Below are 13,090 nucleotides of genomic sequence, written 5' to 3' on the forward strand. Positions count from 1 at the left end.
CTTAGTCGTGGTATTCACCGCGATCCCATTTTTCAAGGAATTCTGTAAAGAAGTTTGCATCTGCTTGATGAGCATTGTGAGTTTCAACATGCTCGATTTTCGCAATCAATTTTTTGTTTTCTTCAGATGGCTTGTATTCAGCATTGATGAAAGCTTCAATGATATCGCACATAAGCAATTCACCAGTGATTTTACCACCAAAACCAATAACGTTGGCGTTCAATTGTTCTTTAGCATAAAGAGCTGTTGTCATATCACGAACTAAGGCAGAACGGACACCAGGAACCTTATTTACAGCATTGTTGATACCGACACCTGTACCACAGATACATACCCCAAGATCAGCTTGACCGCTAACAACTGCTTCCCCTACTTTTTTACCAAAAATTGGGTAGTGTGTACGAGCATGATCGTAAGTACCAAAGTCAATGACTTCATGTCCTTTTGATTTCAAAAATTCTGAAACCGCCATTTTTTCATCTGTCACGATGTGGTCACATCCAATTGCAATTCTCATTTTTATCTTACCTTTCTTACTGTAATCTAATTAGCACATTTTGTTCAACATGTCGACACGAATCTGGTGACGACCACCGTCGTATTTACCGTTAACAAAACCTTTAGCAATATTTTTAGCCAATTCATCACCAACAAGTTGTGCACCCATAGTGATCATACGTGAGTTGTTGTGGCCACGAGTCATATAAGCTGAACGTTCATCTGAAACTTCTGCAGCAACCATTCCTTTGATTTTTGTTGCGACCATGAATGGACCAGCACCATAAGCATCAATCACGATACCAAGGTTTTGTTCTTCTTTGTTTACTTCTGCAGCAACAGCAAGAGTCACATCAACAAAGTCTTGACCTTCAGTTGTAACATCCACAACGTGGAAGTTTTCTTTTTCCAAGAAGTCTTTCACAACTTCTTTCAATCTCAAACCTGCAGCATCTGCACCGATAACAATAGACATATTGTTTACTCCTTTTTATTATTCTAGGCTAGTAAAGACTTTTATAGCTAGCAGTTTACCTACAAAAGACTTTCTAGCAGTTTATTGACAAATTTGATTGAATGAGATGAACACCACCTTATCCAAGTCCAGGAAACCAATTTCCTAAAAACAATCTTTCTCCTCGAAAGAAAACATAACAAGCGATTATTTGTTTGTTACAAACATCATTTGTTGTTTACAAACATAATATACTCCTATTTATAGAAAAAGTCAACAGTAAATGTTTGTTTTTGTGGTTTTTTATCTAAAATATTTCAATATCAAAGCCAATCTGATCTACTTGACCAGCTTCCAAGAGACGAACATTCTTCTTATCTTCTAGATGATCTCCTTCTTCAAGTGAAGTTGATAAGCCAGACCATGGTTCAAAGGCAATGAAAGGTCCCTTATTCAAAGTTGACCAAATGATGAGATTTGAGAACTCTTGGAAGTGTACTTTTAATCCCTTCTCATGCTTACGAGAACGAAGCGCAATTGTTCTGGATTGCAACTCATCCAAAGTCACTGCATCTGTGCTAAACAAATCATAGCTAAGGTCTAATTCTTTTTGCCCATCCAACCATAAACTTCTATCTTGGAAGTCTAACATTCCTGTTTCTGGGAAAGGACGGGGAACAGAGCAAGTCTCTTCTTTCTCAAACTCTAAATAGTAATCTTCATAAGTTTCGCCATCTAGTAGAGGGCAATTAAAGCCTGGATGTCCACCAATAAAGTATGGCAGGACCTTGCTGGTTTCTTTATTGAAGACTTTGTATTGAGTACGAACTGTCTTGCCAGTAACCTTATAAGTGATTTCAAGGCGGAAATGATAAGGATAGTTTTGATAAGTATTCTCATCATCTTCGATAGCAAAGGTTACGCTGTTTTCTGTTTGATCAACCAACTCAAATTCTTTTTTACGGACCAAACCATGGCGAGGAATGTTTCCTTTCGTCTCTGTTCCATCTGCATGACTGTAGAAGGCTGTATCTTCTCTTAAAGAGCCACAGATTGGAAAAAGTACTGGCGCTTGTCCACTCCAGTAAGTGGCATCTCCTTGCCACAAATACTCAATGCCTTCTCGGTCCTTGATTGACGACAAGGCGCCACCTAAGATTTTAAACTGGACCGTTAACTGGTCTGATTTGATTTCAATTACCATAATATTCTCCAACTATTTTTAGATTTTTATATAAAAAACTAGGTTGCCACTCCCAATGTAGGAAATTAACAACCTAGTTTTCACAATTTACATTTTATAGGAGCGAATTATTTAGCATTTGCTGCGTATTCTTCGTTACGTTTGATCATTTGTTTTCTATACCAAGCAAAGATACCTACATAGAATACAAGGAAGGCTGCTGCACCAAGGATTGCTTTGATATCACCTGTTGTAGCATTACCGATTGCCCAACCAAATAGTTTTTCAATTGGTCCTTCAAGAGTTGAGTGAGTAATCAATTGAGCACTATCTACACCTTTAGGAAAGGCACCTACACCTTTAGCAAGTTCTGTTGCAAATGGTGCGATAAGAGTACCAGAAAGAAGGAAGAGAGGCAACAAGAGTGTTCCGAAGATAATCATACGGAGCAATTTACCACGTGTAACAACCAAGAGAGCTGGGGTCACACCCATAGCGATGATACCTGCAAGAGGCAAGATACCATTACCGACGTTTGAAAGAAGAACAGCTTCTACTAGCATGATTGGAGCAAGTACGTTAGCACAAGCCCAGATTTCAGCACGACCAGCGATGAAAGGCCAGTCAAGACCGATGTTGAATTTACGTCCTTGAAGACGTTTAGTAGCAACGTTTGTAATACCTTGTGAAAGTGGTTCTACGGCTGCGATGAACCAAGATCCGATAAGTGAGAAGAGTTCCAAAGCTACACCGGCTGTTAAACCAAGAGACAACCAACCTTTAATAACTTCTTGCCAGTTTGCAGCATCTTTAAGTCCTTCAACAGGTTGTGGAGTCCCCATAAAACCAATAACAATACCAAGGATGAAACCGATAAAGAATTTAGATCCCCAGAAACCGATTTTTTTGTTCAATTTAGCAGCATCAAAGTCATATTTATCAAGACCTGGGAAGAATTTTTCAAAAATCTTATCCAAAACCATGATAACTGGGTTCATCATGTAGTTCATGTGTGTTGAAGTCATTGGTGATGAACTTGGTGCATTAAGAAGATCGTCGAATGTTGGTTTCATCAGGTCAGAGTTGATGATCTTCAAAATACCTACAAGGACAACTGCTGCAGTTGCGATGAAGAGTGAAACTCCTTGGCTAACTCCATTGTTATCTGCGTACCATTTAATCAAAAGACCAGTTATTGACAAGTGCCAGATATCGAAGATATCGACGTCAAGTGTATCCGTTTTCTTCATTGCAAGCATCACAACGTTGACAATCAACATTACTAGCAAGAAGTAAAGTGTCCAAGCAGAGCCCCAAGTGATGGTAGCAAGTGGTGCCCAACCAACGTCAGTGATGTTCAAATGGATACCAGTGTTTTCAACGAATTTTTTAAGTGATTCTGAGAAAGCTCCATTGAGCATACCGATGATAGCACCGATACCAGTAAGAGCGATGGCAAGTTTAATACCACCTTCAAGCGCTTTGGAGAATTTCACTCCAAAAAGTAGAGCCAATACTGTCAAAATGATCAGCATGATAATTGGTCCACCCATATCCAAGATAGGTTTGAACAGCTTATTGGCTAGTTCGATAATGACATCCATAATAGTTCCTCCCGTTTTTTTAGTTATATGAATGTTAACAAGATAAAGAATAAATTAGCTTAGTCCGTGTTCTTTGATAGCTGCTTCAATATTGTCAAATACTGGAGCGCTCATCGCTGGAATACGGAACAAGATTGGTCCAGCTTCAATTACTGGAATTCTTGGTTCAAAACCAAGGTCAGTTGCAGCGATTGGTGTAAAGATATCGTAGCCTTTCATAAGGTCTTCATTCACATCTTTTACCATAACTGCATCGCAGTGAACATCATAACCACGGTTTGAAAGTTCTTCTTCTAGAGCACTTTTAATTTGGTGACTTGAGTTAACACCTGCACCGCAGGCAGCGAGAATTTTAATCATTTGGATTTCCTCCGATTTTATTTTTTATAATGTACGATTTAAGCTGTTGCTTCAGAGATATAGGCATACAAGGCTTCTGGTTCAGAAATATTTGATAAATCTTCTAGATGACCATTCCCTGTAAAGAAGTCCATTAACTGAGCAAGAATGTTGGTTTGACTCGAACTTGAATTGTTAATGATAAAGAAGAGTAAAGATACTTCCACTTCCTTATCAGGAGCAATCATATTGTGAAAAGTTACTGGTTTTTCTAATCGAACAACCACCACTTTCTCGGCTAGATTATGAACAATATCTGTATGAGGAATCGCTACATTTGGCAAGTCCTTTCCCAGAAATTCCATATCTAAGCCAGTTGGAAATGACTTTTCACGCGTGATCAAGGCTTCACGATAAGTTGGAGTCACGATTTCTCGTTCTTCCAATAAGGTTGCTACCTGATCAAAGAGTTGTTCTTGATTATCCGCTTCTAAGCAAAACACGAGGTCTTTGTCAAAGAAATGATCTAATCCCATAACAGTTTCCCTTCTTTCAATTAACTTTTACGTTATAAGTATAACACTATATGAAATCGTTGTCAATACTTTTTGTTTTATTTTGTTTCTTTTTTGTTGATTGTGTTTTTTTAATTAATTACAATCATTATCAAACAATCTTTTTAAATTCTATTTTCGTGCATTTCAAACAAAAAAAGACCAAAATGGGTCTTTCTGTTACTAATTCCTAATGTTATTTAGTTAATGGAAGATAAAATTTCTTCTAATTTTTGATAATCCTTGACACTATCAATTTCATAGATGCTATTTCCTTCTAATTCTTCGACATACACATCTAATTCTTTGATATTATCTTTAACCATGTTGTCCCAATAGAGATCAACAAATTCACCACTTGCGTATGCTTTGTCAATAAAACCAACAATCTTTTCAGCAGTTGGAGCATCCCAGAATGAAACCCCGCTCAAAATACGGCCAGCCTTGCTATCAACGATGATGTCTTGAACTTTATAGTCATCACCATAAACCAAGAACCATTCATTCTCACAGTCTTCACGATAAACACTGAAATAGGTTGAACGTTTAAGATCGTTTCTAAACATATTTTTAAAAAGATAATTATCTGCATCAATGACATAGCTATTTGCCAAGTCTTCTTTTACGAGGTAAAGTGAGTAAAAGTTATTGTAATCAGCATACTTGTCGTTAAAGACTAAACGAACACCATATTTTTCTTTTAGGTAGTCAAATTGTTCTTTGAGGTAGCCAACAACGATAATAATCTCATCGATTCCTCTCTCTTTCAAAAACTCGATTTGGTATTCTACCAAGGGTTTTTGGTTGACTTTAACCAAGGCTTTGGGGGTATTTTCAGTCATAGGACGCAGGCGAGTTCCCAACCCCGCTGCCAAGATAATTGCTTTCACGCTATTCTCCTTTATTCTTTAATAATAATATAAACACCAGCCATGACAACAAGCGATGTAATAATGGTCACCATATCGAGTGGTGTTCCTAAAAGCATTGCTGAGAACAATACTGTCCAAACGACATAGCTTACGTTCAAACCAGTTGCTTTTGCTGGCTGCAGACGATTGATAGCAATATAGTAAGCTAAGTAAGAAATCATATTACATGCTGCAAAGACTAACATCAAACCGAGTAATTGTCCATCTGCTACTTCTGCAAATGAATGATGAGAAAAGAGGACAATGACAAGGTATGACAAGAATGAGGTTGCTTGACGGATTAATAGTGCTTCAATTTCACTTAATTCACTTTCCATGGCGTAGGAACTAAGAACACTCTCACTTCCCCAAGCGATGGCACAAACTAATGCACAAAGAATTCCGATATAAAAAGAATTAACCTGCTCAACTTTGTAAGTCTGGGCAATAATACCAGCGATAATCAACAAAATACCAAACACAGTATTCTTAGATACCTTGTGTTTCAAAATGAAAAATGCTAGTAAAACAGAAACTGCTGGATAGATAGCTGATACTGAAGATGCAAGAGAACTACCGATATACTTAACCGCATAAAGATTGGCCTGCATGCCAATGGGACCAGCTAGCAAGGCTCCGATAATAACACTGACATTTCGAATATTTAGAAAAATCGAGAGTCGAACTTTTCCTTCTTTTACCAAAAGAAAAGCTAACAAGATAAAGATACTCAAGAAATCATGAGCAGCCGCCACCACAAAGGGGGAAAGATTGGTAAAAATTGAAAAGATATAAGAACTAATTGTCAGACCTAGTCCCCAGAAGATACCCGAGAGCAGACCGAAAGAGACACCATTTTTATTCTTCATCCAAACCTCCATAATAGGTCAAACCATCAACAGCTCTTTGGTAGCGACTCACACCATAATCTCCAAAATCGGCCCCTTGAGCTTCTTTATACACTGTCCACAAACTCCAGATGGTATCTTGTAAGATTTTATAGATTCGAATCTTCTCGCGAGATACAGGTGTTTTGTCACTCTCATAGTAGGAAAGGAAGTTTTCTTCTTCCTGATTTGTAAATTCAGACTCCAAAAAGAGAGCTGCCAAATCCCACATCGGGTCATTCATAGAAGAGTATTCCCAGTCAATCAAATACATACGTCCTTGGGGTGACTCGATAAAGTTTTCTGGAACTAAATCGATATGACAAGACTTTCTGTCAACACCCAAATCAGCCAACCTTTTCTCGAGCGAAAAGACTTCTTTTCTCACAGCTTCATAGTTGGCGTAAGGGATATTTCCCTCAATCAAGGATTCGTATTTTTTGATTTCTTCAAACGGAGCAAATTCCCCTCTTAGTTCTTTACCAGATCCATGAATGGTTTGTAGAATCGGGGCAATCTTTTCAAACTTGGTCTTGATTGAAGTGGAATCAAGCGTTGTGGCAGAATCAATGTACTCATTTACCTTGATTCCTGACTCAATATCAAAAAGATAATTCTTGACATCAAGATTCAAATCTTTCAACAATTCAAGATTATATTTTTCATCTTGACGATTGATGAGCTTTTCAGTCCCTTTTCCGAAAAATTTAACGATATAAGGTTTGGAGGTTGTTTTAACCAAGTAGTTTTGGTTGGTCATGCCACCCAGTTGTTCAACACTGAGGACTTCCTCTTCTTCAGATAGCAAAGAAGAAATTTTTTCTCTGATGAGTTTCTCCACAATTAACCTCCATCTTCTACACTTCCCACTTAAATACTGTTTTAAAAGCAGTATTTAGGTCGGTGGCAAAGACACGGTGAATGTCCTTGATTTCTCTCACTGGTTCTTCAATATAAAGAATATTTTTCAAACGATTCGCAAACTTCTTGACTTCCATCATCTGGATGGCCTTCTCAAAATCAATGCGTCCTGAGCGAGATGAACCAACCAAGAGCAAGCCTTTTTCTAAGGCATCTCGTGTATTGATATTGACCTTGTATTCGCTGACTCCCATCATGAGGATCGTTCCTTGTGGGCGAATATAACGGATCAAGTCATTGATAGCTGGACCCGTACCATCACCACCGCAACACTCAAATCCATGATCAAAGGTCAAATCCTCTGGGATATTGTCTGTGATATAGCATTCTTTTGCAAAAGAGAAGAGCTCCAGTTTTTCCCAATGGCGACCAATCACGATAATCTCTGCTTCTGGTAAGGTGTAATTGATAATATTGGCAACCACAAAGGCCAAGCTACCGTCTCCGATAACAGCTATGCGCTCTCGCTTGCTATGAGCGAGATTCAAGAAACGATCCATGGCATGCATACCTACACTCATAAACTCGGTAATGGCAGCAACTGTGTCCTCAATGTCATTATAAGACACAACACGATCTTTGGGAAGAGAAACAAACTCTCTCATAAACCCATCATAACCACTAGATAGGAAGTAGGTCCCTGTCATGTAGTTCTCGTAGAACTCCTTGTCACTCTGCATAGGCGGTTGATTTGGAATCATGACGACCTTTTGGCCGACTTCGTAAGTCCCAGTTGGATCAGAAATAACAGTTCCACAAGACTCGTGAATCATAGCCATAGGAAGCTTTTTAGCCAATATCTTTGGATCACGTTTTCCTTGATAGTAACGTTGGTCTGCATGACAAACCGCCATATAATTTGGACGGATAAGGATATGATTCTCCTGATCAATGTCCTCTTCTTGGTATTTTACATTGATAAACTTTGGTTTAGTCAGTTGATAAATTTGATTAATCATAGCCTTAGTCTTTCTCAATCATGCTTTTCGCGATTTTCAAGTCTGTTACAGTTGTGATTTTAAGGTTTGAATATTCCCCTTTAGCTAGGGCAACATCCCTCCCTTTGATGACAAAAATCTTACATGCATCGGTCAGAATTTCCTTTTCTTGATCAGATAAGGAACCATACAGATCCATGAAATCCTTGCAGCGGAAGGTCTGAGGTGTTTGACCTTGATAGAGGTGAGCACGATTTGGAATATCAGTGATAAACTGACCATTTGTACTTTCAACAATGGTATCAACCGCTTCTACTACTGTGTCAACTGCATCATGATCTTGAGCGAGCTTGATATTGTCCTGAATCATACGGAGTGTGATAAATGGACGAACAGAGTCATGCGTAATCACGATATCTTCTGGAGTAATTGGACGGTAGGCATCAATGGCTTCAATAATCTTCTCAATACTGCTATTACGATCAGCGCCACCTTTGGTAATGATGATGCGCTCCTTGTGAAGAGAAAGATACTTGTCAACCAGGTCCTCAGCGTGTGAAACCCAATCTCCATGAACTCCAACTACAATTTTTTCAATGCCTGGCTCCAAGACAAATTTTTCGATTGTGTGGATCAAAATAGGACGATCACCCAATTCTAAGAATTGCTTTGGTAAATTGCTGATTCCCATGCGTGTGCCAGTTCCTCCGGCTAGGATTCCTGCATAGATCATATATATTCTCCTTTAGTTTATTCTAAAAAACTCATTACCATCTATTATATCACAATCTGCCTCCATCATGAAGAAAAGACAGAAAACTATCTATCTAAATTTGAGAAATAAAATTAGATTTCCCTCTATATTTTTTACTTAACATTCGGTTAATATAGAGTCCTTTAGAGTATAATACAAACCTTAAAGAAAACTTAAAATTATTTTTAAGAATACAATAAAAAGCTAGGAAACTGCTCACCTAGGCCTAGACAGCTACAGTTCCTAACTTTCTTGTTTTTATTTATAATTATGGAATAGATTACTTTTCCTGATCTTGGTCACCAATTCCTTTAACTGCCTTTTTAAATTCAGACAGCATTTTACCGATTGATTCACCAAGTTCTGGTAAACGTTTTGGTCCAAAAATTAAGAGTGCACCTAGAACGATGATAATCAATCCTGGAGCACCGATATCACGTAAGATTCCCATTCTTTTCTCCTTTCATTTTTTTCTTTACAATACTCTTGCTAATTGCAATACTAAGCTCATAGAGCGAGATTAAAGGAATTGTCATGGCTAGATCGCTAATAAAATCAGCTGGTGTCAAAATAACAGCGAGTACCAATAAAAAAAAGTAGGCATAACGTCTATAGGTAACTAAGAGCCCTGGTCCAATCAAGCCGATCGACGTTAAAAAAGCGATGATGACTGGCAATTCAAAGATGAACGCCAAAGGGATAGTTGTTTGAAAAACAAAGTCTAAGTAGTTCTGCGCTGTTAATTGAGTTTCAAATAATCCTTCCCCAAGTCCTAAAAGCACTTGAAGTAAGGCAGGCGTTACAAAGTAGAATCCAAAGGCTAGTCCAAGTAGAAAGCAAATAAAACTAGCTGGAATATAGGCAAAGATTGCTCTTGCTTCTTCTAATTTCAAGCCTGGTTTGATAAAACTCTAAATCTGATAAATTGTAAAAGGTAGCGTAATAGTAAAGGACATTAGGCTCGCTAAGCGAAAATAAATCCACAAAATATCATTTGGACCTAATACAATCAACTTTTGATTAAAGGACTGAGTTAGAAAATAGTATAGCTGATCTGCAAACAATAAAGCTCCACAGAAGACTATAAAAAAGCAGGCTATAACAACAATGAATCTCTTTCTAAATTCTACCAGATGTTCAATAATTGTCAATTCTTTTGTATCCATCTACTTTTCACCCTGTCTCAATGTGACAACCAAAACAATTATCAGAAAGACTAGCTGACTTCCTAAACCTTCCCAACTTGGATAGATACCCAATAGGTCGATAGTTGGAAAACTTGATAGCAGGTGATTGGGTGCCATATTTGTCAGCTGCAGAGCATGCACACTAACTCCAAGCATCTTGAAGGCAAGAGCATAAATCATCCACGTCAATAGGAAGAAGACCTTATGAGGTAGGAAGAATTGACTCGCCTTGTTCATCAGAAATGCAATAATCAGCAAGACTAACAAAGCTAGAGAAATACCTAGGATAAACTCAAAACGAGATATTCTCGGTAAAATACCTACGTAAAATAGAATGGTCTCTGCCCCTTCACGGAAAACAGCTAGAAAACTAAGAGCAAACATGGAAATGAATGAACCTGTCTTGGTCACAGTTTTCATTTGATTATCCATAAAATCATTCCATTTTTTGACCGAGGATTTACTGTGAAGCCAGATACCAATCAAAATCATCATAACGACTGCGAAAATACCAACAGCTCCTTCGATGATTTCTCGATTGGCCCCTGATGTTACTGCAGGAAAGGCAATTTGTAGTATAAATGCAATCACTAGACTCGCAGCTATTCCTGATAGTGCTCCACCATATACCCACTTGAGTCCTTTACGCACCTTGGCTGCTTTTAGTGTTGTGACCAAGGCCATAACGATTAAGAGGGCCTCTACTCCTTCACGTAAGAGAATGAGCATGGCATCAAAAGCGTTGTAGCTTGAGCTAGTGTCAATTTGAGATAAATCAGCAATCAGTTTTTCTAATTTTTCTTGATATTCCTTCTCACTACCCTTGACCATAATTACAGGACTTTCGCTTTCGACTCGGGTGTAGAGGGAAGGATTGGTCGTACTAACAGAACCTTCAACAATCGGCCATATAGTAATAAACTCTTTCATGGTAGCCGTCCCTGCCGTCTGATCTCCAGATTTAAATTGTTCCAAGGCTTTTTTGAGAAGCTCAATGCCATCTTTAAGACTTAGATTGGAGGAACTTGTCGCCACTTCTTTGCCAGCTACGAAATTATCAATGGCAGTTTTTAAGTCATTAAAAGAAGACTGGATAGCATCATAATCTGTCGGCTCCATTTCAATACTACTGCGTAAGAAAGAGATAGCAGTTTCTACTTGACCGTAATGAGTTGTACTGTTGTCGCGGACGACACTTTCATTGATGGTCCAAGTGGAATTCATCTTTTTATAGGCTTCTCGAATTTGCTCTATGTCTTTGGAAGAAATTGCCTTATCCAAAGTCTCAAAACGTGGTCTTAAGCGACTGACAAGCTTTTCCTTCTCCGCATTCAGATCTATTGGATGTTGTTCTTTTTCAAAAGCTAGAAGAGCAGAAGAGATTTGTGTCAGATTTTCTTCACTAATCTCCCCTGACAGAGCAAGTTTCTCCTTGACAACCTTTCCAGTATCCGAATCAGCATGTTCTACTTTTTCAAAATCCGTCGCCATTTCTCTAACTAGGGCCTTGGCTTCTGCCTGATTTCCATTTTTTACAGCCTGAGAGGCATCGGTAATCTTTACAAAATAGGAACTCAGACTTTCCTTCGCACCGACAGGAGACATAGCTAACAAGAGAAAAGACAAAGTAACAAAACAAATACTAGTCTTCCAATAATTTCTGACCAATATAGCCTCCTTTCTCTACTCCACCAAAGCAGGCAAAAAGACCGCTACCGATGTGGGTTACATACTCATTCATCTTGTCTGTAGCTCCGAGGTTGGTTTGAACCTTGACAAAATGATCTGGATCCTTTTGGAAAGAGATAAAGAGTAAACCTGTGTCAAATTGTCCAGTCTTATCATCAATTCCATCCGAGTATGAATAAGATCGTCGTAAGAGTGGCTTCTCTACCTCTTTGGCTAATCGAACATGCGAATCATCTGGTAAAAGACTCAAATCTACTTCATCAAACTCATTCTTCTTCCCAAAAGGGGCGCCACTTTCCTTATAACGACCAAAGGTATTTTCTTGCTCTTCAAGATTGGTTCGATCCCAGGTATCGAGAAACATCTGGATGCGGCGAACAGCCATATAGGAGCCATTTCCCATCCAATCCTTGCTGTCGGTCCAGACAACACGATCAAAATCCTTTTCTTTGGTCACATTGGCTGTTCCATCTTTGAAACCAAAAAGGTTGCGTGGTGTCTCCATACGATCCCCAATAGCAGCAAATCCAGATTGGCTCCAACGGAGGGTAACTGCATTTCTCCCTTTACGAATGAGGTTGCGAATAGCATGAAAAGCAACTTGCTCGTCATCTGCACAGGCTTGGATAACAATATCTCCCCCAGTATATTTTTCACGCAGTTGCTCCTTTGGAAAGGGTGGAAAATCCCTAAAAAGTTGAGGACGCTTGTGCTCCAAATTCATCTTTTTTAGGAAACTAGCAGACACACCAAAAGTCAGCGTTAAACGATGAGGATTTAGCCCCACGGTTTCTCCAGTGTCACTAGGTGGCAAGAGAGCATTCTGACCATCTTTTTTAACCAATTCTCCTTCTACCAACTTGCTACTATAATCTGTCCAATCCTTAAACAGCTAAATAATCTTATCTTTATCTGTCGTATGCAAATCTAGGACAACAAAATAGATATTCCTCTGCATAGGGGTCGTGATACCCGCTTGGTGTTTCCCATAAAAGTCAATTTTTTCATTACCGTACGAGATTTTTTCCTGTTTGTCTAGCTTAGGTGCTAAAAAAGCGGAGGCACCAGAGAGACCAAGTGCTAGACCAGCACCTCCAATACCCGCTTTTTTTAGAAATTCTCGACGGTCCATTTTTTTCTCAAAAAAATTTTCGTCTTTATTAGTCATACT

At 38.6% G+C, this 13,090-nt stretch carries 13 protein-coding genes and 2 pseudogenes; all 15 read right to left on the minus strand.

The window, feature by feature from the left end; translation table 11 throughout:
- Position 1: 1 nt before the first annotated feature.
- Positions 2 to 517 carry a galactose-6-phosphate isomerase subunit LacB gene (gene lacB / locus D8862_RS01605; protein ID WP_045499324.1) on the minus strand — a complete coding sequence of 172 codons (516 nt, stop codon included), beginning with the start codon at positions 515 to 517 and terminating at the stop codon, positions 2 to 4.
- A 30-nt stretch (positions 518 to 547) separates the two neighbouring features.
- The gene (lacA, locus tag D8862_RS01610; RefSeq protein WP_125448447.1) at positions 548 to 973 is read right to left on the minus strand and encodes a galactose-6-phosphate isomerase subunit LacA; all 426 of its coding nucleotides are present in this window, start codon (positions 971 to 973) and stop codon (positions 548 to 550) included.
- Positions 974 to 1,259: 286 nt separating this feature from the next.
- Entirely contained in the window at positions 1,260 to 2,156 is an 897-nt protein-coding gene (locus tag D8862_RS01615) for an aldose 1-epimerase family protein (protein WP_125448448.1), read from the minus strand.
- Positions 2,157 to 2,263: 107 nt separating this feature from the next.
- Complete coding sequence (locus D8862_RS01620; protein ID WP_000382518.1) at positions 2,264 to 3,739, minus strand: PTS galactitol transporter subunit IIC; 1,476 nt, start codon at positions 3,737 to 3,739, stop codon at positions 2,264 to 2,266.
- Between the two features lie 54 nt (positions 3,740 to 3,793).
- A complete protein-coding gene (locus tag D8862_RS01625) occupies positions 3,794 to 4,099 on the minus strand; it encodes a PTS sugar transporter subunit IIB (RefSeq protein WP_125448449.1) in 306 nt (101 codons plus the stop codon).
- A 38-nt stretch (positions 4,100 to 4,137) separates the two neighbouring features.
- Positions 4,138 to 4,614 carry a PTS sugar transporter subunit IIA gene (locus D8862_RS01630; RefSeq protein ID WP_000521967.1) on the minus strand — a complete coding sequence of 159 codons (477 nt, stop codon included), beginning with the start codon at positions 4,612 to 4,614 and terminating at the stop codon, positions 4,138 to 4,140.
- 218 nt (positions 4,615 to 4,832) lie between these two features.
- Positions 4,833 to 5,522 (minus strand): sugar phosphate nucleotidyltransferase, encoded by a 690-nt coding sequence (locus D8862_RS01635; protein ID WP_125448450.1) that lies wholly within the window; start codon positions 5,520 to 5,522, stop codon positions 4,833 to 4,835.
- An 11-nt stretch (positions 5,523 to 5,533) separates the two neighbouring features.
- Positions 5,534 to 6,412 carry a DMT family transporter gene (locus D8862_RS01640; RefSeq protein ID WP_125448451.1) on the minus strand — a complete coding sequence of 293 codons (879 nt, stop codon included), beginning with the start codon at positions 6,410 to 6,412 and terminating at the stop codon, positions 5,534 to 5,536.
- Positions 6,402 to 7,271: a phosphotransferase family protein gene (locus D8862_RS01645; protein ID WP_125448452.1), complete on the minus strand. Its 870-nt coding sequence runs from the start codon at positions 7,269 to 7,271 to the stop codon at positions 6,402 to 6,404. Before D8862_RS01645 ends, D8862_RS01640 begins: the two co-directional genes overlap by 11 nt.
- Before the next feature lie 16 nt (positions 7,272 to 7,287).
- Positions 7,288 to 8,310 (minus strand): ribitol-5-phosphate dehydrogenase, encoded by a 1,023-nt coding sequence (locus D8862_RS01650; RefSeq protein ID WP_125448453.1) that lies wholly within the window; start codon positions 8,308 to 8,310, stop codon positions 7,288 to 7,290.
- Between the two features lie 4 nt (positions 8,311 to 8,314).
- On the minus strand, positions 8,315 to 9,022 hold the full coding sequence (locus tag D8862_RS01655) for an IspD/TarI family cytidylyltransferase (RefSeq protein ID WP_125448454.1): 708 nt from the start codon (positions 9,020 to 9,022) through the stop codon (positions 8,315 to 8,317).
- A 301-nt stretch (positions 9,023 to 9,323) separates the two neighbouring features.
- On the minus strand, positions 9,324 to 9,494 hold the full coding sequence (locus tag D8862_RS01660) for a twin-arginine translocase TatA/TatE family subunit (RefSeq protein ID WP_038806076.1): 171 nt from the start codon (positions 9,492 to 9,494) through the stop codon (positions 9,324 to 9,326).
- A pseudogene (tatC, locus tag D8862_RS01665) lies at positions 9,478 to 10,209 on the minus strand (twin-arginine translocase subunit TatC). The gene D8862_RS01660 and the pseudogene tatC overlap by 17 nt, the downstream one beginning before the upstream one ends.
- Positions 10,210 to 11,898, minus strand: a complete 1,689-nt coding sequence (locus D8862_RS01670; RefSeq protein ID WP_125448455.1) for an FTR1 family iron permease — start codon at positions 11,896 to 11,898, stop codon at positions 10,210 to 10,212. It lies immediately after the preceding pseudogene.
- A pseudogene (efeB, locus tag D8862_RS01675) lies at positions 11,873 to 13,087 on the minus strand (iron uptake transporter deferrochelatase/peroxidase subunit). Before efeB ends, D8862_RS01670 begins: the two are co-directional and overlap by 26 nt.
- Between the last annotated feature and the right edge of the window lie 3 nt (positions 13,088 to 13,090).

This window comes from Streptococcus oralis (genome assembly GCF_003942585.1).
Lineage (GTDB): Bacteria > Bacillota > Bacilli > Lactobacillales > Streptococcaceae > Streptococcus > Streptococcus oralis_BE.

What these genes read in the sequence shown, in the direction of transcription:
- lacB (WP_045499324.1), bottom strand. Translation starts at nt 517, where the DNA reads ATGAGAATTGCAATTGGATGTGACCACATCGTGACAGATGAAAAAATG.
- lacA (WP_125448447.1), bottom strand. Translation starts at nt 973, where the DNA reads ATGTCTATTGTTATCGGTGCAGATGCTGCAGGTTTGAGATTGAAAGAA.
- D8862_RS01615 (WP_125448448.1), bottom strand. Translation starts at nt 2,156, where the DNA reads ATGGTAATTGAAATCAAATCAGACCAGTTAACGGTCCAGTTTAAAATC.
- D8862_RS01620 (WP_000382518.1), bottom strand. Translation starts at nt 3,739, where the DNA reads ATGGATGTCATTATCGAACTAGCCAATAAGCTGTTCAAACCTATCTTG.
- D8862_RS01625 (WP_125448449.1), bottom strand. Translation starts at nt 4,099, where the DNA reads ATGATTAAAATTCTCGCTGCCTGCGGTGCAGGTGTTAACTCAAGTCAC.
- D8862_RS01630 (WP_000521967.1), bottom strand. Translation starts at nt 4,614, where the DNA reads ATGGGATTAGATCATTTCTTTGACAAAGACCTCGTGTTTTGCTTAGAA.
- D8862_RS01640 (WP_125448451.1), bottom strand. Translation starts at nt 6,412, where the DNA reads ATGAAGAATAAAAATGGTGTCTCTTTCGGTCTGCTCTCGGGTATCTTC.
- D8862_RS01650 (WP_125448453.1), bottom strand. Translation starts at nt 8,310, where the DNA reads ATGATTAATCAAATTTATCAACTGACTAAACCAAAGTTTATCAATGTA.
- D8862_RS01655 (WP_125448454.1), bottom strand. Translation starts at nt 9,022, where the DNA reads ATGATCTATGCAGGAATCCTAGCCGGAGGAACTGGCACACGCATGGGA.
- D8862_RS01660 (WP_038806076.1), bottom strand. Translation starts at nt 9,494, where the DNA reads ATGGGAATCTTACGTGATATCGGTGCTCCAGGATTGATTATCATCGTT.